21 protein-coding genes are annotated in these 21,695 nt (G+C 63.0%); 20 read left to right on the top strand and 1 reads right to left on the bottom strand.

The window, feature by feature from the left end:
- Positions 1 to 29: 29 nt before the first annotated feature.
- The 3 genes from DT068_RS16490 to DT068_RS16480 all read left to right on the top strand — a co-directional run bounded on the left by DT068_RS16490 (position 30) and on the right by DT068_RS16480 (position 3,569).
- Positions 30 to 1,307 carry an ABC transporter substrate-binding protein gene (locus DT068_RS16490; protein ID WP_368904773.1) on the top strand — a complete coding sequence of 426 codons (1,278 nt, stop codon included), beginning with the start codon at positions 30 to 32 and terminating at the stop codon, positions 1,305 to 1,307.
- A 220-nt stretch (positions 1,308 to 1,527) separates the two neighbouring features.
- Positions 1,528 to 2,451, top strand: a complete 924-nt coding sequence (locus tag DT068_RS16485; protein WP_119390955.1) for a carbohydrate ABC transporter permease — start codon at positions 1,528 to 1,530, stop codon at positions 2,449 to 2,451.
- 11 nt (positions 2,452 to 2,462) lie between these two features.
- Positions 2,463 to 3,569 carry an ABC transporter ATP-binding protein gene (locus tag DT068_RS16480; protein ID WP_119390954.1) on the top strand — a complete coding sequence of 369 codons (1,107 nt, stop codon included), beginning with the start codon at positions 2,463 to 2,465 and terminating at the stop codon, positions 3,567 to 3,569.
- A 62-nt stretch (positions 3,570 to 3,631) separates the two neighbouring features.
- Here DT068_RS16480 and DT068_RS28070 read toward each other — a convergent pair whose 3' ends face one another.
- The gene (locus DT068_RS28070) at positions 3,632 to 3,784 is read right to left on the bottom strand and encodes a hypothetical protein (RefSeq protein ID WP_162914239.1); all 153 of its coding nucleotides are present in this window, start codon (positions 3,782 to 3,784) and stop codon (positions 3,632 to 3,634) included.
- A gap of 450 nt (positions 3,785 to 4,234) precedes the next feature.
- Between DT068_RS28070 and DT068_RS16475 the strand changes: the two genes are divergently transcribed.
- The 17 genes from DT068_RS16475 (at position 4,235) to DT068_RS16395 (ending at position 21,691) form a co-directional block, all read left to right on the top strand.
- Positions 4,235 to 4,828, top strand: coding sequence for a sugar transferase (locus DT068_RS16475; protein ID WP_368904772.1), 594 nt, complete (start codon positions 4,235 to 4,237; stop codon positions 4,826 to 4,828).
- An 88-nt stretch (positions 4,829 to 4,916) separates the two neighbouring features.
- Entirely contained in the window at positions 4,917 to 6,260 is a 1,344-nt protein-coding gene (locus tag DT068_RS16470) for a UDP-glucose dehydrogenase family protein (protein ID WP_119390952.1), read from the top strand.
- Positions 6,261 to 6,281: 21 nt separating this feature from the next.
- The gene (locus DT068_RS16465; RefSeq protein ID WP_119390951.1) at positions 6,282 to 7,514 is read left to right on the top strand and encodes a glycosyltransferase family 4 protein; all 1,233 of its coding nucleotides are present in this window, start codon (positions 6,282 to 6,284) and stop codon (positions 7,512 to 7,514) included.
- Complete coding sequence (locus DT068_RS16460; RefSeq protein ID WP_119390950.1) at positions 7,511 to 8,266, top strand: polysaccharide deacetylase family protein; 756 nt, start codon at positions 7,511 to 7,513, stop codon at positions 8,264 to 8,266. Before DT068_RS16465 ends, DT068_RS16460 begins: the two co-directional genes overlap by 4 nt.
- Before the next feature lie 5 nt (positions 8,267 to 8,271).
- Positions 8,272 to 9,351: a polysaccharide pyruvyl transferase family protein gene (locus tag DT068_RS16455; RefSeq protein WP_162914238.1), complete on the top strand. Its 1,080-nt coding sequence runs from the start codon at positions 8,272 to 8,274 to the stop codon at positions 9,349 to 9,351.
- On the top strand, positions 9,341 to 10,219 hold the full coding sequence (locus DT068_RS16450) for a glycosyltransferase family 2 protein (RefSeq protein WP_119390948.1): 879 nt from the start codon (positions 9,341 to 9,343) through the stop codon (positions 10,217 to 10,219). Before DT068_RS16455 ends, DT068_RS16450 begins: the two co-directional genes overlap by 11 nt.
- Positions 10,220 to 10,720 carry an acyltransferase gene (locus DT068_RS16445; protein ID WP_119390947.1) on the top strand — a complete coding sequence of 167 codons (501 nt, stop codon included), beginning with the start codon at positions 10,220 to 10,222 and terminating at the stop codon, positions 10,718 to 10,720.
- Between the two features lie 53 nt (positions 10,721 to 10,773).
- Entirely contained in the window at positions 10,774 to 11,658 is an 885-nt protein-coding gene (locus DT068_RS16440; RefSeq protein WP_162914237.1) for a glycosyltransferase family 2 protein, read from the top strand.
- Positions 11,659 to 12,342: an SGNH/GDSL hydrolase family protein gene (locus DT068_RS16435; RefSeq protein ID WP_368904771.1), complete on the top strand. Its 684-nt coding sequence runs from the start codon at positions 11,659 to 11,661 to the stop codon at positions 12,340 to 12,342.
- Positions 12,343 to 12,347: 5 nt separating this feature from the next.
- Entirely contained in the window at positions 12,348 to 13,229 is an 882-nt protein-coding gene (locus DT068_RS16430) for a glycosyltransferase family 2 protein (protein WP_162914236.1), read from the top strand.
- On the top strand, positions 13,226 to 14,539 hold the full coding sequence (locus tag DT068_RS16425; protein WP_119390944.1) for an O-antigen ligase family protein: 1,314 nt from the start codon (positions 13,226 to 13,228) through the stop codon (positions 14,537 to 14,539). Before DT068_RS16430 ends, DT068_RS16425 begins: the two co-directional genes overlap by 4 nt.
- Complete coding sequence (locus tag DT068_RS16420; protein WP_162914235.1) at positions 14,536 to 16,005, top strand: oligosaccharide flippase family protein; 1,470 nt, start codon at positions 14,536 to 14,538, stop codon at positions 16,003 to 16,005. The genes DT068_RS16425 and DT068_RS16420 overlap by 4 nt, the downstream gene beginning before the upstream one ends.
- Before the next feature lie 2 nt (positions 16,006 to 16,007).
- On the top strand, positions 16,008 to 16,847 hold the full coding sequence (locus DT068_RS16415; RefSeq protein WP_119390942.1) for a beta-1,6-N-acetylglucosaminyltransferase: 840 nt from the start codon (positions 16,008 to 16,010) through the stop codon (positions 16,845 to 16,847).
- Positions 16,848 to 16,876: 29 nt separating this feature from the next.
- On the top strand, positions 16,877 to 17,980 hold the full coding sequence (locus tag DT068_RS16410; protein WP_119390941.1) for an endo-1,4-beta-xylanase: 1,104 nt from the start codon (positions 16,877 to 16,879) through the stop codon (positions 17,978 to 17,980).
- Between the two features lie 9 nt (positions 17,981 to 17,989).
- Positions 17,990 to 20,296: a polysaccharide biosynthesis tyrosine autokinase gene (locus tag DT068_RS16405; protein ID WP_162914234.1), complete on the top strand. Its 2,307-nt coding sequence runs from the start codon at positions 17,990 to 17,992 to the stop codon at positions 20,294 to 20,296.
- A gap of 63 nt (positions 20,297 to 20,359) precedes the next feature.
- Positions 20,360 to 21,118, top strand: coding sequence for a precorrin-6A synthase (deacetylating) (gene cobF / locus DT068_RS16400; protein ID WP_119390939.1), 759 nt, complete (start codon positions 20,360 to 20,362; stop codon positions 21,116 to 21,118).
- Between the two features lie 168 nt (positions 21,119 to 21,286).
- Entirely contained in the window at positions 21,287 to 21,691 is a 405-nt protein-coding gene (locus DT068_RS16395; protein ID WP_119390938.1) for a hypothetical protein, read from the top strand.
- Positions 21,692 to 21,695: the final 4 nt, after the last annotated feature.

Here is a 21,695-nt window from a genome sequence, read left to right as displayed (position 1 = left end):
CCACAAGGGCTCGTCGGGAGGTTTGAGACATGTTGAAGAAATGGATGCTGGCGGCGACACTGGTGACGGGCCTTTCCGGCCCTGCCTTCGCCGAGACGGTGAACCTCCTCATGGAGGGCGTTCCCGATACCGAATATGTCAAGACGCTGCTGCCGGAGTTCAAGCAGGCGACCGGCATCGACGTCAATCTCGAGGTCGTGAACTATGCCGAGATGCACACCAAGCTGGTGCCGCAGCTGGTGGCGCCGACGGGCAGCTACTCGGCCATCGTCGTCGACTTCTACTGGGTCGGCGAATTCACCAAGGCCGGCTGGCTGCAGCCGCTCGATGAGCGCATCAAGGCCGACAATTTCGACACCTCCGTCTATGTGCCGAAGATGATCGATCTCGTAGGCCGCGTGGACGGCACCACCTACATGCTGCCCTTCTACAATTATGCGATGGGTCTTCTCTATCGCAAGGATCTCTTGGCGGACGAGAAGAACAAGGCGGATTTCAAGGCGAAATACGGCTTCGACCTCGATGTGCCGAAGACCTGGGACGAATATCTCAAGCAGGTCGAGTTCTTCACCAAGGACGGCATCAATGGCGTGGTCAATCAGGGCTTGCGGCCCGATCCGATCGCCATGGAATGGTCGAACTATCTCTTCGCCAATGGCGGCGAATATCACGACGACAACTGGAAGCCGACGCTCAACACCGAAGCCGGCGTGAAGGCGGTCGAGCAATATGCCACCAATGTCAACAAATTCGGTCCCGTCGGCTCGGCCAGCTTCTCCTTCGACGAAGCCTTCAATGTGATGGCGCAGGGCAAGGCCTACAGCTACATCACCTACAACTTCTTCCGCGCCGGCATCGATGATGCGTCGAAATCGGCGGTTGTCGGCAAGGTCGAGATCATGCCGGTGCCGGGAACCGAAGCCGGCAAGGGCGGCAGCCTGAACGGTGCCTGGGGCTGGGCCATTCCCAAATCGTCGCCCAATCCCGATGCGGCCTGGACATTCCTCAAATGGGTCGAGAGCCCTGAGATTGCCAAGAAGCGCGCCTTGCAGGGCGGCTCGCCGACCCGCAGCGATGTGTTCGATGACCCGGATGTGAACGCCAAATACCCCTATGCCAAGGCGCTGAAGGAAATGCTGCTGACCAGCCACAATTTCCCGGTCTTCACCTACACGCCGCAGCTGGTCGAGGTGCTGGGCCGTGAGCTGTCACTGGCGGTCGCCGGCGAAAAGAAAGCGCCCGATGCGCTGGCCGCCATCGAGGCCGAGATGAGCGAGCTCGCCAAGAAGGACGGCAAGCTGAAGTAAGAGAACATCCCCTCTCTCGGAGTATTTCCCCTCTCCCGTCCGAAGGATGGGAGAGGGTGCCCGATAGGGTGGGTGAGGGCTCTTTGTTTGCAAAGGGAAGGCTTTTGAAATTTTCGCTGGCTTCACGAAAGAGCCCTCATCCGGACTTTGGCCACCTTCTCCCATGCTACGCACGGGAGAAGGAAAGAGCCTTTGAAGGGGTCGGGGTGTCAGAAGTATTATGACGCTCGCAGACGACAGGCACTTGTCCGCTCCTCCCGTCGCTGTCCAAACCGCGGTCGAGCGGCGCGACCGGATGTTCGGCTGGCTGATCTCCTCGCCGAGCCTCGGTCTTCTCTTCCTGGTCATCCTCTTCCCGGTATTCTGGGCGCTGTTCACCAGCGTCCATGACTATACGCTGATCGCGCCCAATTTCGACACCTTCAACGGCCTCGACAATTATATGAAGGCCGCCGGCGATCCGGAATTCCGCCATACGCTCCGGCTGACCGCCTTCTTCGTCGCCGCCGTCGTCATCCTCGAATTCGCGCTGGGCTTTCTCATCGCTTTGATGCTGCACACGGTCGAGCGCTTCAAATCCGTCTACTACGCCATCCTGCTGTGCCCGCTCCTGATGAATCCGGTCATCGTCGGCCTCATCTGGCGCATGTTCCTGCATCCCTCGCTCGGCATCGTGAACTATCTCCTGAGCCTTGTCGGGATCGAGCCGGTGAACTGGCTGGGCAGCACCAAGGTGGCGCTCTGGACGCTCGTCATGGTGGATATCTGGCACCAGGTCTCGTTCATGATCGTGCTCCTGCTCGCCGGCCTGTCGGCCCTGCCGCGCGAGCCCTATGAGGCGGCGCGTGTCGACGGCGCCTCGATCTTCCGCTCCTTCTGGCACATCACCCTGCCGCTGATGTGGCCGGTCATCGCCGTCACCTTGCTGATCCGGCTGATCTTCGCGGTGAAGACCTATGACCTCATTTATATCATGACGCGCGGCGGTCCCGGCGTCGCGACCGACCTCGTCAGCTACTTCATCTATCGCACCGCCTTCGTCAGCCTCAATATCGGCGAGGCCTCGGCCATGTCGGCGATACTGCTCGCCGTCATCCTCGGCCTCACCGCCTGGCTTCACCGCTATATGCGTTCCTTGACCTGAGACAGCAATTCATGGCCTCGATCTCGCTCAGCAACATTCACAAGCTCTATCCGAACGGCTATGCCGCGGTCCGCGACGTCTCGCTCGACATCAGGGACGGCGAGTTCATGATCCTGCTCGGGCCGTCGGGCTGCGGCAAGTCCACCACCTTGCGGATGATCGCCGGCCTCGAGACCATATCGGCGGGCGATCTCCATATCGGCGGCGCCCGCGTGAACGACGTCGATCCGGCCGACCGCGACGTCGCCATCGTCTTCCAGAACTATGCGCTTTATCCGCATATGACGGTGGCCGACAATCTGTCCTTCGGCCTCAGGTTGCGCAATGTCGAGCGCCGCATCATCGAAGGCCGCGTCGCCACCATTGCCGGCATGCTGGGCATCGGCGATCTCCTGGCGCGCAAGCCGGCGCAGCTGTCGGGCGGGCAGCGCCAGCGCGTCGCCCTCGGCCGCGCTCTGGTGCGTGAGCCCAAGGCGTTCCTGCTCGACGAGCCCTTGTCCAATCTCGATGCCAAGTTGCGCGCCTCCATGCGCACCGAGCTCATCAAGCTGCATCGCACGCTCGGCACCACCATCGTTCATGTCACGCATGACCAGGTCGAGGCGATGACCATGGGCGAGCGCATCTGCATCATGAAGGACGGCGTCATCGTGCAGGTGGGCGCGCCGATGGAAGTCTATCGCAATCCGGTCAACACTTTCGTCGCCGGCTTCCTGGCGTCACCACCGATGAATCTCCTGCATGGCATGCTTGACTCCGACAGGATATCGATCGGCGATGTAGTGTTGCCGCTGCCGCAGAGCCTGCGACGTGCTTTCGCGAGTCATGCCGGAAGGAAAGTGATCGTCGGCCTCAGGCCCGAGGATTTTCATCTGAAGGCCGATGCCGCGCCGGTCGCTGCGCCGATCGAAGTCGTGTCCGTCACCACCGAGGTTCTGGGCCCGGAAGTGATTCTCGTCGGCACTCTGAAGAACTCATCCGCCGAGCTTCACATCCGCTGCCCGCGCGATTTCCGCTCGGAGCCGGGCGCGATGACGGTTTTCAACTACGATCTGTCGCAACTGCAGCTCTTCGACATCGAGACGACGACGGCACTCATGCGGCCTGTGAAAATTTGAATCGTTTTCTCGCGCGAGAAAAATTCAGTGGTCGTCCCGCTTTGAACCACTGTGCTCCAGCGTCAGAGTTTGATCCATAGAAAATAAATCGCGCCCCAGATGATGAGGCCGATGATCGCCGCGACGAGATAAGTGCTCACTGCGGAACGCGGATTCTTCTGCGCTTCCTCAGCGATAAGCTGCTCCGCCATGCGCTTTGCTTCATCGCGCTTCATTGTTCTGTCATGAGACTTTGATGCGTGCGTAGTCGCATCGTCCTTATGCTCTAGGTCTTTCTGCTGCATGTGATGTCGCCGTCACTTAGATGGAATTTCTATCGGTATGATTCAAAAATTTTCTACACGCGATGTGTTCGACCTGACACTTGGTCAATATTTTACGCTTAATTTTTTCGGCGGCGAGCTAATTGTTGCCACCTTCTTGAGCAAAAAGAATAATTATTGTGCAGAGCAAAAAATATTTTGCTGCACATGCGTCTTCGCGCTTGCAAAATCAGTCAAGCTCGTCATTACTCATCGTGGGCGGCAACCCAATGAAAGCGAGTGGAGGTGTCCATGGACTTTCGTGTGAGGCCAAATTCAGCCGCTAGCGGCGAATATGTTCTGCACGCTGAAGTGTTGTCCACGCCCAAGGGCCCGGACGTTGCACTGCAAAGCAAGTCGATCGTGATCAACCGGTCGATCGTCAAGCGGTGGATCGATGTGCTGGTCGCATCTCTTGCCTTGTTCCTGTTGGCTCCCGCCGGTCTTCTGATTGCGCTGGCGATCAAGATCGAATCGCGGGGACCGGTGTTCTTCTGGCAATTGCGCTACGGGCGCAACCGTTCGTCCTTCTATATCTGCAAGTTCCGCAGCATGACCGTGACCGAATCGCGCGGCGATTTCACCCAGGCCAGCCGCAATGACGCGCGGGTGACGCGCATCGGCCGGTTCCTGCGCCGCACCAGCCTCGATGAACTGCCGCAGCTCTGGAATGTGCTGCGCGGCGAGATGTCTCTCGTCGGACCGAGGCCGCATGCCATCGCGATGGACGACGCTTTCGCGGAGGTCATCCACAATTTCAACGACCGGCATCTGGTGCGCCCGGGGCTCACCGGTCTCGCCCAGGTTTCGGGCTATCGCGGGCCGACCGAGGCGCTCGAGCATATCGAGCACAGGGTAAGCCACGATCGTCTCTATATCAGCAAATGGTCGGTGTTCCTGGACATGAAGATCCTGGCCCAGACCGTCTTTGCGCTGACCGGGCCAAACGCCGTCTAGGCGTGCTTTCCGCCGGGACGGGCGGGTCAATTCGGAAAATGGGAATGCGGTGTCGACGCGGGTCGAACCTGACACGAAAGGGTATCGAATGAACATCACCATGATCGGCTCGAGCTATGTCGGCCTGGTATCGGGCGCCTGCCTTGCCGATTTCGGCCATCGCGTGACCTGTGTCGACAAGGACAAGGCGAAGATCGATGCGCTGCGAGGCGGCCGCATCCCGATTTTCGAGCCCGGCCTCGACCAGGTCGTGGCCGACAATGTCAAGGCCGGCCGGCTCTCCTTCACGACCGATCTGAGGGATGGAGTGGCCGCGGCCGATGTCGTCTTCCTTGCCGTCGGCACGCCGTCGAGGCGCGGCGACGGCCATGCCGATCTGAGCTTCGTCGAGGCGGCGGCGCGCGAGCTTGCAGGTGCCGTCAAGCCGGGGACGGTCATCGTCATCAAATCGACGGTGCCGGTCGGAACTTCCGACAAGGTGGAGCACATAATGCGCACCGCCGATCCGCGACTCGACATATCGGTCGCCTCCAATCCGGAATTCCTGCGCGAAGGCTCGGCCATTGCCGACTTCAAGCGGCCCGACCGCATCATCGTGGGCGTCAATGACGAGCGCGGCCGCAATGCGCTGAGCGAGGTCTACCGTCCGCTCTATCTCAACCGCGCGCCACTGCTGTTCACCTCCAGGCGTACCGCCGAGCTCACCAAATACGCGGCCAATGCGTTCCTCGCCATGAAGGTGACCTTCATCAACGAGATCGCCGATCTTTGCGAGCATGCCGGCGCCGATGTGCAGGACGTCGCCCGCGGCATCGGGCTCGACAACCGCATCGGCTCGAAGTTCCTCCATGCGGGGCCGGGCTATGGCGGATCCTGCTTCCCGAAGGATACGACGGCGCTCATCCGCATCGCCCAGGACTTCGCTTCGCCCCTGCGTCTCGTCGAGACGACGGTCGCCATCAACGAAAACCGGCGCCGCGCCATGGGCCGCAAGATCGCGACCGCCTGCGGCGGCGATCTCGCCGGCAAGACGGTGGCGCTGCTGGGCGTGACCTTCAAGCCCAATACCGACGACATCAGGGAAGCGCCGGCGCTGGCCATCATCCAGGCGCTGCAGGATGGCGGCGCGCATGTGCGCCTCTATGACCCTGCCGGCATGGATGCGGCGCGCGCCACGATCGAAGGCGTCGAGTTCGGCGGCAGCGCCTATGAGGTCGCCGAAGGCGCCGATGCGCTGGTGATCGTGACCGAATGGGAAGAGTTCCGCGCCCTCGATTTCAGGATGCTGGGCCAGATCATGCGCTCACCGAGCCTCGTCGATCTGCGCAATGTCTATCGCCGCGAGGACATCGCCAGGCATGGCTTCCGCTATTTCAGCATCGGCCGGCCCGACCACGACATTCCGCTGCATCTCGTCGAGGCCGCCGAGTAGCCGGAAAGGGAAGGGGAATAGATGTCGCTTACATTTCCGCTGCTCGCGCCAAGGGACAGGCCGCCGCGTTGCGTGATCATCGTCGAGAACCTGCCGGTGCCGTTCGACCGGCGCGTATGGCAGGAGGCCAATGCCCTCAAATCGGCGGGCTGGGAGGTCTCGGTCATCTGCCCGATGAACGACCAGCACCCCCAGCGCTTTGAGGAGATCAACGGGATCGCGATCTACCGCCATCCCTTGCCGGTCGAGGCGCGCGGCAAGATGGGCTTCATCCTGGAATATGCATTAGCGCTCTTCCATGAGACGCGCCTGCTGCTGAAGATCGCCCTGACGCGCGGCTTCGACGTGATCCAGGGCTGCAATCCGCCCGATCTCATCTTCCTGGCCGCCGCTCCCTACAAGCTGTTCGGCAAGAAGTATGTCTTCGACCACCACGATCTGTGCCCGGAGCTCTATGCGGCGAAATATGACCGGCGCGGCTTCTTTCACCGCCTCCTGCTGCTCGCCGAGAAGGGCACCTTCAAATGCGCCGACCGGGTGATATCGGCGAACGACACCTACCGCGATATCGCCATCGCGCGCGGGGCTAAGGATCCGCGCGACGTCACCACCGTCTATAGCGTGCCTGACCGCCAGAAGCTCCGGCGGGTCGAGCCCAATGCGGCGCTGCGCGCCGGGGCTGAAACGGTGCTGGGCTATGTCGGCATCATCGCCGACCAGGATGGCGTCGATCACCTTGTCCGCATGATGCATCACCTTGTCCACGATCATGGCAGGCAAAGCGTGCGCGCCGTCGTCGTCGGCGACGGACCGGCGCTGGCCTCGGTCCGGGAGCTGGCGGGCGCGCTCGGCGTCGCCGATCATGTGACCTTCACCGGCTATTTGCGCGGGCCCGATCTGCTGGCGGCGCTCAGCACCTTCGACATCGGCATCATTCCCGACCCGGTCAACGAATACAACGACAAGATCAGCATGAACAAGGTGTTCGAATATTCGGCCCTGGGCGTTCCGTCGGTTTCCTATGATCTGAGCGAGACGCGCCGGCTCCTGGGAAACGCCGGCACCTTCGCGGCGGATCCGACGCCGGCGGCATTGGCCGAGGCGGCGCTGCCGCTGATCGATGACATGGCGCACCGCCGCGAGCTCGGCGCGCGCGCCGGCCGGCTGGCCGAGGAGAAATTCAACTGGGACAGCGAGGCCCGCAAATATGTCGAGGCCTATGAAGAGTTGATCAAGGTAAGGGCTTTCGCATGAGATTTCGTGGGCTTGTTCTGTCGGCTGTCGCGGCCATTCTGGCTCTGACCGCCATGGCGGGCGTCGGCAATGCCGCGACACTGTGCCCGGGCGGGCTCAGCGAGCGGACGCTGTCGGTGTCGCAAGCCGGCATCACCAGCTTCGGAACCATGCAGAAACTTCAGGCGCTTCCCCTGAATGCCGGTGAATATGTCCTGACCTTCGACGATGGCCCGCGCCGCGAGACGACGCCGAAGATCCTCGAGGAGCTGAGTGCTGCCTGCGTGCATGCGACCTTCATGATGATCGGGCAGCGGGCCGAGCGCAGGTCCGTCGTGGCGAAGCTGGTCAAGCTCGGCGGCCACAGCATCGGCAGCCACAGCTACACCCATCGCAACCTGTCGACGCTCGCTTTCGACGAAGCCCTGAACGACATCAAGAAGGGTGTCGCGGCGGTCGAGCGCGCCGTCTTTGGCAACCGCATGACGCCGGTGAAGTTCTTCCGCTTCCCCAACAATGTCGGCACATCCGAGCTCATCAATGCGGCGCAGACCCAGCTTGGCCTGATCATCGCGAGCTACGACATCTCGCCCGAGGACTGGCGCGGCAGCCCGCCCGAGGAAACCATGCATCGCCTGCGCCAGCGGCTCAACGCCACCGATCGCGGCGTGATCGTGCTGCATGACGCGCAGGACAATACCGTGCCCCTGGTTCCCATGGTGATCGACGAGCTGAAGAAACGCGGCGCCTCGATCGTGCATCTGGTGGAGTGATGGATATGCCGGGCAATCCGCCGAAACGGCCGCATGCCGAGGTCATGGACGAGCTCAGGCGCCAGCTCGGGGGCATCGTGAATGTCATCCCGAAGAGCAAGCCCGTCATCTATCTCGACTATCCCATGCACGGGAATATCGGCGATCTCCTCATCCATGCCGGCACCGACCGGTTCTTCGCCGATTACAATTATGATGTGATCGGACGCTTCAGCATCCATGAGTTCTGCCTGTGCCATCGCCCCGGCAAGCCGCTGGTCTACTTCAAGGACTCGGTCCGGCGCCTCGATGCGCTGGTCCGCACCGGCGCCACGATCGTCTTCCATGGCGGCGGCAATCTCGGCGACATCTATCCCGACTATCAGATGTTCCGCGAGCTGGTGATCGCGCGCTATCCCGACACGCCGACCGTCATCCTGCCGCAGTCGATCCATTTCGGAGAGCCGGCGAACCGCGCTGCGGTGGCCAAGGCCTTCGCGGCCCATTCGCGCCTGTTCATTTTCGCCCGCGACCGGGAGTCGCTCGATTTCGCCCGTACCGATTGCGGATGCGATGCGATGCTGATGCCGGACATGGCCCATGCCTTATGGGGAAGCCTGCCGCGCCATGACGGCAACGACAAGCGGTTGTTGAACATCCGCCGGCGCGATCCGGAAGCGGTGGCGGGCCTCGCCGATGGTGCGGCGACATTCGACTGGGACGAGGTGATCTCGCCCCTCGATCTCTTTCTTTTGCGCCTGCTGCGGAAGACGCAGTCCATCGATGCGCCCATCCGGCACATCGTGCCGAACCACGTCGCCTGGGGCTGGTATCGCGATTATCTGTTGCGGCGCTCGATCAAGCTCGTCGCGGGCTACGGGCGCGTGGACACCGACCGGCTGCATGGGATGATCCTGGGCGCGCTGCTCGATATGCCGATCGTCTGCCAGGACAACAGCTACGGCAAGATCAGCCGCTATTACCGCGACTGGTTCTCTTCCTCCGACCGGATTGTGTGTGGCGTACGCAGCAAAGTGCCGTCAGTGGAGCCGGCGCAGCAGGTGCCGGCATCAGCAATGGGAGCTCTGAGCGAATATGGCATCTGAAATCCTGTTCATCACCACGACCGATGCGGCCGGCGGCCGCAGCGGCGATCTCGAACGTCTGTTGTCGTCCATCGAAAGGGCCCTGGCCAGCCGCAGCTGGCGCATGCTTCTCCTGGCGCAGCGCCTTTCTCCGGAGGCCGGCCTTGCGGTCGCATTGCCGCCCAATGTGCAGCTCGAGAGGATTGCCCACCAGGTATCGCTCTCGAAGGCGCGCAACCTCATGCTGCGCAAGGCGCGCGAGCAGGGGCTTCTGGCGGAGGCGCCGCTGATCGCCTTTCCCGATGACGACTGCTGGTATCCGGACGGCTCGCTCGAAAGAGTGCTCAATCTCTTCCGCATCGACCAGGCGCTCGATTTCTGGTTCTGCGGCTATGCCTCCGCACCGCAATCGCCGGCGCGCGCGCTTTCGATGGACATAAGGCCGCCCTCGGCCTTTCAGGTCGCCGCCAAGGCATCGTCCAACACCATCTTCCTGCGCAGCCGGATCGCCGAGGCGATCGGCGGCTTCGACGAGGAGCTGGGGGTCGGCACCGCCAACAATGGCGGCGAGGATACCGACTATGCGCTGCGCGCCTATGCCCGCTCGCGCAAGAGCCGCTTCGCGGACCAGGCGCTGATCGGCCATCGCGACCATGACCCGAAATTGCGGTCGCGCTATTTCCGCGGCAGCCTGATCGCCATTGCCCGCCATACGGCGATGCGGCCGATGAGCGTGGCGCTCCTCTTGCGCAAGCTGATGGTCGGCAGCGCCCTGGTGGCGACGCGGCGCATGTCGTCCGCCGATTTCCGCGCCGCCTTGCGCGTGGCCTTCTCGGAGAAGACGGGCTGGGCCTTCGGGCCGCGCCGCTCCAACAGGGAGGCCGCCTAGATGCGCAGTCTCAACCAGCTCCTCTGGCTCCAACGCCTGCTGGTGAAGCTGCGCTGGGCCTATTTCGTCAAGTTCTGGGGCATGGACATCCATCCCAGCACCGTCATGTCGCTGAGCGTCCGGCTCGACAAGACCTATCCCAGGGGCGTGCATATCGGGCCCGACAGCTATCTCGCTTTCGAAGTCGCCGTGCTGGCGCATGACATGACGCGCGGCCTCTATTGTGACACCTATATCGGGTCGCGCTGCTTCATCGGCGCGCGCAGCATCATCCTGCCGGGGGTGCGCATCGGTGACGGCTCGATCGTGGGCTCCGGCAGCGTCGTCACCAAGGACGTGCCGCCGGCATCGATCGTGGCCGGCAATCCGGCGCGAGTCATCCGCCGCAATATCGAAACCAGCCGCCTTGGGCGTCTGCGCAGCGCCGGCAAGCATAAAGAACAGGAGGAGCAGGCCCTGCCCGAGCCCGGGGTCGAACTGGCGGCGCGGGAGGCTGGATGAGTGCGCTGAGCTCAAATCGAAGTGTCGCATCATCATCAGCCATGGGAGGGAACATGTCTGCTGAAATCCTGTTCATCACCACGACGGATGCCGCCGGCGGCCGCGGCAGCGAGCTCGAGCGCCTGCTGTCATCCATCGAAGGAGCGCTCGCCGACAGGGACTGGCGGATGCTTCTCCTGGTGCAGCATGCCACTTCGCGCCGGGGCGTCGCCGGTGGAGTTCCGGCGAATGTCGAGGTCGAGACCATTCCCAACCAGGTATCGGCGTCGCATGCCCGCAATCTCATGCTCGATGAAGCGCGTGGGCAGGGTCTCTTCGCCGAGGCGCCGCTTGTCGCCTTTCCCGATGACGATTGCTGGTATCCGCAAGGATCGCTCGAGCGGATACTGAAGCTGTTCCAGGCCGACCGGACGCTGGACTTCTGGTTCTGCCGCTACGCATCGGCGCCGCAACCGCTGGCGCGCGGCCTGTCCAGCGTGATGCGTTCGCCGTCGGTCTTCGAGGTCGCGGCGCACGCGTCGTCGAACACGATATTCCTGCGCGGCGGCATTGCCGAGATGATCGGGGGATTTGATGAGGAACTGGGCATCGGCACGGCCAATAATGGCGGCGAAGACACCGACTATGCGTTGCGCGCCTATCGGCAATCGCGCAAATCGCGCTTTGTCAACCGGGCGCTCATTGGTCACCGCGATCATAATCCGCGCCTCAGATCCCGTTACTTCCGCGGCAGTCTGATCGCGATCACCCGCCATACGTCCATGCGGCCGGCGAGCGTGGCGCTGCTGGTGCGCAAGGTCATGGTCGGCAGTTATCTGGTGGCGACCCGCAACATGTCGTCGCAGGAGTTCCGCACCGCTCTTCGCGCCGCCTTCATGGTCGGCAGGACGCGTACATTCGCGCCGGGACCGCCGCCGCCCCGAGGAAAGGTTGCCTAGATGCATGCGGTCGCGACATTTCTTTCGCCTTCGCTTCTGACGGTCGCTGCTCTCGCCGTGCATCTGACGGCGGCCGCGCCGGCCATGGCGCAGCCCGGCGAAATGGTGAAGGTCGTCACATTGGGGACCAGCCTGTCGGCCCGCGGCGGCTGGCAGGAGCCGCTGCGGCGGGCCCTCGGCGCCTGCCTCAACAAGGAAGTCGCCGTCGTCAACCTGGCAAAGAGCGGCATGACGTCCGAATGGGGGTTGACGCAGATCGACAAGGTCGTCGCCGAACGCCCTGATGTCGTCCTGGTCGAGTTTGCCGTGAATGATGCCGATGTGACGGAGTTCATGTCGCTCGGCCGCAGCGTCGGCAACATGGCCGGGATCGTCTCGCGGCTGCGCCAGAGTGAGACACGGCCTGCCGTCTATGTGATGGCAATGTCGCCGGTTTCGGGCCTGCGCGGGATGATCCGGCCGTTCCTCGCGCAATATGAAGAGATGCATGCGGCGGTCGCCAGGAAGCTCGGCGCCGGCTTCATCGATCACCGGCCGGCCTGGGCCCGGCTTTCGGACGAGGAAATAGCCACGGCGATTCCGGATGGCACGCATCCCGATCCCGCCACCACGAGCCGGGTGATCGTGCCGGGCCTCGTGCATGCTTTGGCATCGTCCGGATGTCTCACTGCGAAGAGGGAGTAACCAGCTTGAGCGTATCTGCCGTGATACCCGTGAAGAACCGGCCAGCCCTGATCATCCAGGCGATCAAGAGCTGCCTCGGCCAGACCTCCGTGCCCGATGAGATCATTATCGTCGATGACGGGTCTGACGATGCGACGCCCGACATCGTGATGGAAATCGCGCGCAGCGAAAGCCGCATCAAGCTCATTCGTCGCGGCGCGAGCGGCGGTGCCTCGACGGCGCGCAACGATGGCGCGGCCCAGGCTTCGGGCACATGGCTTGCCTTTCTCGATTCGGACGACCGCTGGCATGAGGAGAAGATCGCAAAGCAGCTGGATTTGGCGGAACGGCATCCCGAGGCGCCGGCCATCTTCTGCGGCATCCGCTTCGCCTATGCGGAACGCAAGCCCCGCATCGGGCTTCCGCCGCCGATCGTCGGTCCAGGCGATCTCGCCGTCTCGAATGTGCTGGCCACGACATCGACGGCCTTCGTCCGCAGGGATCGGTTTTGCGCGGTGAAGGGCTTCGACGTCGATCTGCCGACCTGCGAGGACTGGGACCTGTGGCTCAAGCTTGCCAAGCTCGGGCCGTTGCCCGTCGTGCAGGAACCGCTGGTCGAATACACCTACGAGGCCAACAACAAGCTGTCGCGCGACTGGACGAAGCTGATGCTGGGTCATGAGCTGGTCTTCGCCCGGATCTCGGCCGAGAACGGCGCCGAGCGGAGCAGAAGGCTGTCGGCGTTGCATGACCTGAAGCGGGCAGAACTCCATATCCGCGTCACCGGCGAGGCGCGCAAGGCCCTGAGCTTCATCTGGTCCGCTTTGTCACGCTCGCCCTCGGCCGAGGTGCTGCGCCGCGCCGCTCATCTGATGGGCCTGATGACGGCGCATGGAGCCCGCCTATGACGATTGCCGCGCATCAGGCATTGCCGTCGGACCTTCGCCGCTTCGCGCCGGCGCGGGTCGGCATCGGCATGCTCGATGTGCTGTTGTTCGTCTATGTCTTCGTGACGCAGCTGGCCATACGCCGCCTGACCGGGAGCGAAAAGCTCGCGACCGATCCCACCAAGCTCGACATCTCGAATATCGGCAAGGCTGCCCTGTGGACTTTCGGCCTGCTCGTCGCGGCGTGGCTGCTGCGCCGGCACACGGCGTATCTCCTTCGCCCGCCGATGCGCTACATCCTGATATTCTTCGCCTGGATGCTGGTGACCTGCCTCTACTCGCCGGAGCGGTTCAAGGCGGTCTTCATGGTGAGCACCTTACTGTCGGTCTTCTTCGTCTACCTCGCTTTCGCCGAGGAACGCGGCCTGCCCTTGCTGTTCGACCGGCTGATCCAGATCCAGACGGTTTTCCTGGGTCTGTCGATCATCCTCTATTTCGCAATCCCCTCCGTCTCGCACATGCTGCTTTGGGACGGGTCGGTCGGCGCCCGCATGACCGGCATCGGCGGCCATCCGAACCAGACGGGCGTGCTGGCGGCCTTCATCATCGTCTCTCTCTATGCGCGCTGCGACAGCGGGACTCTCACGCGCCACTTCAAGTTCGCAGCGATCGTGATCGCCCTGACAACGTTGGTCCTGACGCAAAGCCGGACCTCCCTGATCGCCACCGGCGTCGGCTGCATGGCCTTCTTCCTGCTGAAGAACCGCTGGCATGCGACATTGATCCCGGTTCTCATATGTCTGGGCATCGCGGCGATCCTCGTGGTCAGCCTCGACAGCCAGATACTCGCCATCTTCGCCCGCTCGGGCGATGCCGACGAATTGCTGACAGGGACGGGCCGCAGCTTCATCTGGGACCTGTCCTGGGGTCTCATCAAAAGGGCCCCGCTTCTCGGCTATGGCTTCAATTCGACCTATACGATTTTCATGGACGAAGCCTATCTGCTTGCCGGCGATGTCGGCATCTATATCTTCCCGCATTCCCATAATCTGGTGCTGCAGCTTCTGCTCTATGGTGGAGTCGTCGGGCTGGTGCTCTTCATGCTCCCGATCGCATCGATCGCCGCGGTCGCCGTCAAAGCGCGCGACCCGCGCATCGCCGCGCTTCTTGCCTGCTATTTGTCGTTCACCATGACCGAACCCGGCGGCTTCTTCCAATATGCCGACAATATGATTGTCATGCTGGTGCTGGCGACGGTGGCGGCCCAGGTGGCTGCGGCACCCTACCGGCGCGTCTTTGCGATAAGACAGAATGCGGGGGGCGCCCGGTGAGGCATTCGCTGAAATCAGGCTCCGTTCTGCTCCTCGCCAACCTTGCCGAGGTGGCCTTCCCCTTCATCCGCAACATCCTGCTGGCCAGGCTTCTGTCGCAGGAGAATTTCGGCGTGGCGGTCTCGCTGGCCATGATCGTGGCGCTGGTGGAGATCGGCTTCGATTTCGGCATCCCGGTATCGGCGGTGCGCTATACGTCGACCGACGATCCCAGGAAGGCCCTTGCCACCCTGCACACGCTCCAGCTGTCGCGCGCCATCATGGTGGGCGCGTTGCTCATGGCGATGGCGCCCTTGCTGGCGATCATCTTCAAGTCGCCGCAGGCGACCTGGGCCTATGTCGTGGTCGGCGCCTGCGCGATGCTGCGCGGCTTCGGCAATCTCGGCGTCAAGCAGGCGATGCGCGACTATGTCTATTGGCCCAATGCGATCACCCTGATCATGATCCAGCTGGCCTGGACCGTCACCGTGATCGTGGCGGCGTGGATCTCGCCGGATTATTGGGCGATGGTCTGGGGCCTGGTGGCGAGCATCATCGCCTCCACCATCACCTCCAATATCCTGTCGCGCTTCCCCTGGCGCCTGGGCTGGAACAGGACGATCGCCGATGAGGCGACGGCCTTCGGCAAGCCGCTGGTGCCGAACGGATTCGTCAGCGCCGCACTTTCGCTCGGCGACCGCATCTTCATAGGCTGGGCGCTCGGCGTCCATGCACTCGCTTTCTACAGCGTCATCTTCGGGACCGCGACCTTGCCGCGCGGCGCCATACTTCGATTCCTCACCAACCTGTTCGTGCCGGTCTTCGTCAACCGGCCGCCCGATCATCCCTCGGTGAGGAAGAACTGCGCCCGCTGGACGCTGGTCCTGTCGCTGACCGCCTTTCTCTATGCCATGGGCTTCATTTTCGCCGGCACGCCGTTGCTGCCCCTGCTGTTCGGAAAGACCTATGCCGCTTCGCCCTATCTGATGTCGCTGATCGGTCTCAATCTGTTCGTGAAATTCCACTATCAGCTGCCGTCGCCGGTCGCCATGGCGCAAGGCAACAGCAAGCTGATGCTGACCTGCACCGTCTACTCGATCATCGCTCTCGGCATCGGCGCGGCTGCCGCCTTGATCGTGCCCTCGATCGATGTCTTCGTTCTGGCGCTGACCGCGGCGGAAGTCGTTGCCGTCCTGCGCATCGGCATGATCGCGGTCGCGCGGCTCGGCTATCCGAGAGGGCAGGTGGTGATGGCGCTCCTGGGGCCGATGGCCGCCATCGGCATCGCTTTGGCCGCGAGCCTCCTTTTTCCGGCCATGCCCTTGCTGGATTGGCTGCTTCTCGGCGGCGCGCTCACGCTGGCCGGGCTTATCTTCTTCGCGATCATGACGCATGCCTTCGTCGAGCCCCTGAAGCCCGCTTTGCTGAAGCAGATGCTGTCCGGTCTGCTGGGACGGCGTGCCGTCATAGCCGGTGAGGAGCAGTGACCATGCGCATAGCCTATCTCATCCTCGCCCATCGCGCCCCGGACGATCTCCTGACCATGCTTCCCGCCTTCCGGCGCCATGGTGAAACCTATCTCCATGTCGACCGCGACAGCCGCGGTTTCGAGGGCCATTGGGATGATCTTGCAAAATACGCCGTCCTCCCCGCCCGGCGCCATTCGGTGAGCTGGGGCGGCTTCAGCGTTGTCGAGGCCGCGCTCGAACTGATCGAGACGGCGCTTGCGCGGGGCAGCGCCGACTACCTCATTCTGATGAGCGGCGCCTGCCTGCCGGTGCTGAGCGCTGCAAGCCTGTCGCAAAGGCTGGCCGGCGAGGCGGGCGAATATATCGACATCATGCCGGATCACGAAGCGAAGGGCCATGACCGCAAGAAGCGGCTCGCGCATTATCGCTTCTACAGCAAGACCATGCCGCGCCCCTGTCTCGGCGCGCTCAACCGCCTGTCACGACAGGTCTGGACGCGCCCGGCTTTCGACGCCGAATTCGGCGAACCGCGTTTCGGGTCGATGTGGTGGTGCCTGTCGCGGCCCTTCATGGAGTGGGCGATGGAGTTCCGGCGCGCCAATCCAACCTATGACAAGCGCTTCCGGCACACCGAAACACCCGATGAATGCTATTTCCAGACGCTCGTCTCGCTGTCGCCCTTCGCCGGGAGGGTCAAGGGCTCGCTCACTTATGTCGATTGGGAGAAGGGCGGCAGCCATCCCAGGACATTGTCGCGCCAGGACATGCCGCGCATAGCGGCGTCCGGCCTGTGCTTTGCGCGCAAATTCGATTGGGATCGTGATCGCGATCTCGCCTGCTCTTTGTTGGAAGCCTATTGAGTGCACCTGGCGGAAGGAGAAACTGATCGATGACGGCAATCACCCGTCGCCACCTTCTGACTGCGATTTCCGGCGCCGCTGTCGCCCGGACGATGGAGGCGTCGGCGCAGACGACGACGGTCGAGAAGACGCTGATCGCCGCGGCGCGCAGCAAGAATCTCACCTACGGCGCCGCCATGGCGACCTGGCAGACCGATCGGGATGTCGTCCTGCGCCGGACATTCGACCGGCAATGCGGGACCATCGTGCCCGAATGGGAGATGAAATGGGGCGCTATCGAAGGAACGCGCGGCACCCGCAACTATACCGGTGCCGACCGCGTCGTCTCCTTTGCCGCTTCCCATGGCCTGACATGCCGCGGGCACGCCGCCATATGGTATCGCAATCTGCCGAAATGGGTCGAGCCTGCCTTGAAGGCGGAAGGCGTCGAGGTCATGGCGGCGCATATCCAGGACCTGATGGCGCACTACAAGGGCAAGATCAAGAGCTGGGACATCGTGAACGAGGCGATAGAGCCGAAGGATGGCCTTGCCGATTCGTTGCGCAACACGCCTTTCCTGCGCCAGCTCGGCTCGGACTATATCGGCCGCGCGTTCACCATCGCGGCGGAAGCCGATCCGAATATCCAGGGCTTCTACAACGAATATGGGCTCTATCATAATGACAGCAAGGACCACGATCGGCGCACCGCCGTGCTTGCCCTTCTGCAGAAGCTCAAGCAGCAGGGCGTGCCGATCTATGGTCTGGGAATACAGGGCCATCACGACCTCGCGCGACCCTTTGATCCTTCCGTTTTTGCCGCCTTCCTGCGCGATGTGGCAGGCCTCGGCCTCAAGATCCTGATCACCGAGCTCGACATCGACGATCGCAGCCTGAGCCAGACGGTCAGCGAGCGGGACCGCCTGGTGGCCGAAAGGGCCACGGCCTTCCTCACCACGGCATTGTCGGAACGCGCCGTCGAAGGCGTGCTCACCTGGGGCCTGTCCGACAAGTATTCCTGGCTGAATACGAGCACTTACCAGAAGCGCAGCGACGGCACGATGAATCGCTGCCTGCCATATGACGAGAATTTCCAGACCAAGCCCTTCTGGTATTCCCTTTACTACGCGTTGAGGAACGCGCCTTCGCGATAGGAGTTGATCATGATGCGCGAATCTTTCCCCCATCCAGGCCCGCACCGCGAGAGCGAATCGCCGATCGATCTCTACAAGCTGCTCGCCGTGGCGCGCCGGCAGTGGCGCATCGCAGTCCTGAGCGTGGCTGTCTGCCTCTTGCTGGGTGTCCTGTTCCTGGCCATCGCGCCGCCGAAATACACGGCCCAGACCGACATCCTGATCGACCAGGACAATAACCGCATCCTGTATCAGGGCTCGGCCCTCGAGCGCACCGTGGAGGACGAAGCCTGGATCCTGAGCCAGGTCGAGGTCCTCGCTTCCGACAAGGTCGGGCTTGCCGTCATCGACAAGCTCAATCTCACCAAGGACCCGGCCTATACGGACGCGCCGGTCAGTCCGGTGCAGATGGCAAAATCGGCCGTCAGATTCCTGATGCGCGCATTCAAGCCGGCAGGCCCCGCTTCGACCGTGGAGAAGGAGCGCCGCGATGCGTTGCAGAACATACAGAGCAATCTGGTGGTCGAGCGCGTCAACCGCAGTTATGTGCTGAGTGTCCGCTTCAGCTGGTCGGATCCTGTCTTCGCCGCCAAGGTGGCCAAGGCCATAGGCGAAGCCTATCTCGCCGATCAGCTCAACGCCAAATATGAGGCGACGCGGCTCGCCGGCGGCTGGGCCCAGCAGCGCATGAAGGACCTCCAGCAGGAGGCATTGCGATCCGACCTCGCGGCGCAGAAGTTCCGCGCCGAGAACAATCTCATCGCCGCCAGTGGAAAGCTGGTCAGCGAACAGCAGCTGTCCGAGCTCAACAGCCAGCTCATCACGGCCCGCACCGACACCGCCACCGCCAAGGTGAAGTATGATCGCCTGCAGTCGATCATCGACAGCGGCAATCCCGATGCCATCGTCGCCGGCACGCTCGACAGCGCCATCGTCAATGACCTGCGCGCGAAATATCTCGAAGCCTCGCGCATGGCCGCCGAGATCGCCGAGAAGGCCGGCCCCGATCACCTCCAGGTGAAGCGCCTGCATAATTCGATGGACGAATATCGCAGGCTCATTTTCGACGAGCTCGGCCGTATCGCCAAGAGCTACTCTTCCGACTATCAAGCGGCCAAGACGCGCGAGGACTCGCTGCGCAGCATCGTCAAAGACGCGACCGGCGTCAGCGCCGAGGCGAACGAGACCCAGGTGCAGATGCGCGAGCTCGATCGCGAGGCCGAAAACTACAAGGCCCTCTATGAGAAGTTCCTGCAGCGCTACCAGGATTCGGTGCAGCAGGAGAGCTTCCCCGTCACTGAAGCGCGCATCATTGCCGAGGCGGCGGTGCCGCAGGAGCCCAGCGGCCCGCGCAAATCGCTGGTCCTGGCGCTGTGCACTTTCCTGGGCCTGGGGGTCGGCTCGGCCCTTGGCGCGCTGCAGGAATATCGCGACCGGTTCTTCCGCACCGGCGAGCAGGTCACCGACGAGACCGGCCTGCCGTTCCTCGGCTTCGTGCCGTTGATTGCCGGCAATGCCGGCAAGGGCAGGGAGCTGCGGCGCAGCGACGCCATGCGGCCTGTCGCCAATTACGCCGTCAACAATCCCTTGTCGCTCTTTGCCGAGACATTACGCAGCGCCAAGATCGCCGCCGACCTGTCGCTCGGCCGCGAGAAGCCCAAGGTCATCGGCGTCACCTCGGTGCTGCCGGGCGAGGGAAAATCGACGATCGCCATCAATTTCGCCCGCCTGCTCGCCAGCCAGAAGGCGCGCACCTTGCTGATCGATGCCGATTTGCGCAATCCCTCGCTCACCCGCGCGGTAGCGCCCAATGCGCAAGCCGGTCTCGCCGAATTCGTCATCGACAAGGCCTCGCTCAAGGACCTGCTTCTGTTCGAGGAGCGCACCCATCTGGCCATGCTGCCGGCGGTCTCGCGCCGCGATGTTCCGCTGACCTCCGAATTGCTGGCATCGCGCGAAATGGCAGGCCTGCTCGAGGAGGCCAAGGCTGCCTTCGACTATATCGTTCTCGACCTGCCGCCGCTGGCGCCGGTCGTCGATGTGCGCGCCGTGACGCCCTATGTCGACGGCTATGCCTGCGTGGTCGAATGGGGCCGCACGGCGCGGGCGACGGTGCAGGCGAAGCTCTTTGCCGACCAGGCCGTCGGCAAGAAATGCCTCGGCATCATCCTCAACAAGGCGGATATGGAGAAGCTCAAGCTCTATGGCAGCGAAGGCATGGATTATGGCGATCCGCGCTATGCCGCCTATTTCCGCGACATCACCCCGGCTGCCGATCCGGGGCCGGGCAACGCGCCGCTGGCGGCGCGGATCGGTGCGCCGGCATCGTCTTCGTAGAAGGGAAGGCGTTGACGAGGACCGGCGCTACCCGGCAAAGGAAGGGCTGAAAGGCTCATCCCCATGCGCAAGCTCCTCGTCATCGGCATCGGCGCCGGCGACCCCGATTTCATCACCATTCAGGCGGTCAACGCGCTGAACGAGGTCGACGTCTTCTTCATCATCGACAAGGGCGAGGAGAAGGACGAGTTGGTGGCGCTGCGCAAGGAGCTGTGCCGCCGATATATCGAGGACCAGTCGTTCCGCATCGTCGAGGCGCCCGATCCCGAGCGCGACCGCAAGGCCGAGGCCTATGCCTCCGCCGTCGAGAACTGGTACCAGAAGCGGGCTGAGATCTTCGAGCAGATGATGCTGGACGAGCTGGCCGAGGACGGGTGCGGCGGCTTCCTCGTCTGGGGCGATCCCACGCTCTATGACAGCACCATCCGCATCATCGAGCTGATCAAGGCGAGAAATCGCGTCGCCTTCACCTACAAGGTCATTCCCGGCATCAGCGCCGTGCAGGCGCTGGTGGCGCGCCACCGGCTGCCGATCAACCGGATCGGCGAGGCGATCCACATCACCACCGGGCGCAAGCTGGCGGAGGGGCTGCCCCAGGGCGTGCATAACGCCGTCATCATGCTCGACAGCCAGAATGCCTTCCTCACCGCCGATCCGGAGGCGGAAATCTACTGGGGCGCTTATCTCGGCACCAAGAGCGAGATCCTGATTGCCGGCAAGCTCAGGGATGTCGCCCCGCGGATCGTGGAGGCCCGGGCCGAGGCGCGCGCCGCAAAGGGCTGGATCATGGACACTTATCTTCTGCGCTTCCCGCGGAAATAGCGGCGATTTCGGTCTTGCCCTGCGACCAATAGAAAACTTGACTCAGCAAGTCGGGTATTTAGTATCCGCGCCATAGCCAGGCCCCAAACCCAGCGACGATATCGGATCATTTTCGCAAGGTTTGGCATGTACTTAGCCGACATTAGGCAGCGCCGTCCGGGACCCTTGATGATGGGCCTGCTCGGCGCTTTTCTGGCGCTTCCCCTGATGTCGGCCCCGGCTTCAGCCAAGGACGACCTGAAGCTCGAGCTCAACAAGCTCGAGGCGGCGGGCGCCAGGTGCCAGGCCTATTTCCTGATCGAGGAGAAGGCCGGCAAGCCGCTCCAATCGCTGAAGGCCGATCTCATCGTGTTCGGCAAGGACGGCGGCATCGCCAAGCGGCTGATCGCCGAGATGGGGCCGGTCAGGACCAACAAGACCAGCGTGAAGATATTCGCGATCGACGTGCCCTGCGCGGAGATTTCCGGCGTGCTCCTGAATGACGTCGCGAGCTGCGCGCCCGAGGCGACGCCGGAAAGCTGTCTCGACCGTCTCGTTGTGTCGTCGCGCCTCGACACCCGTTTCTATAAGTGAGTTT

The organism is Taklimakanibacter lacteus (assembly GCA_003576695.1).
In the GTDB taxonomy this organism is placed as follows: domain Bacteria; phylum Pseudomonadota; class Alphaproteobacteria; order Rhizobiales; family Aestuariivirgaceae; genus Taklimakanibacter; species Taklimakanibacter lacteus.
This window is presented reverse-complemented; position numbering and strand designations above follow the sequence as displayed.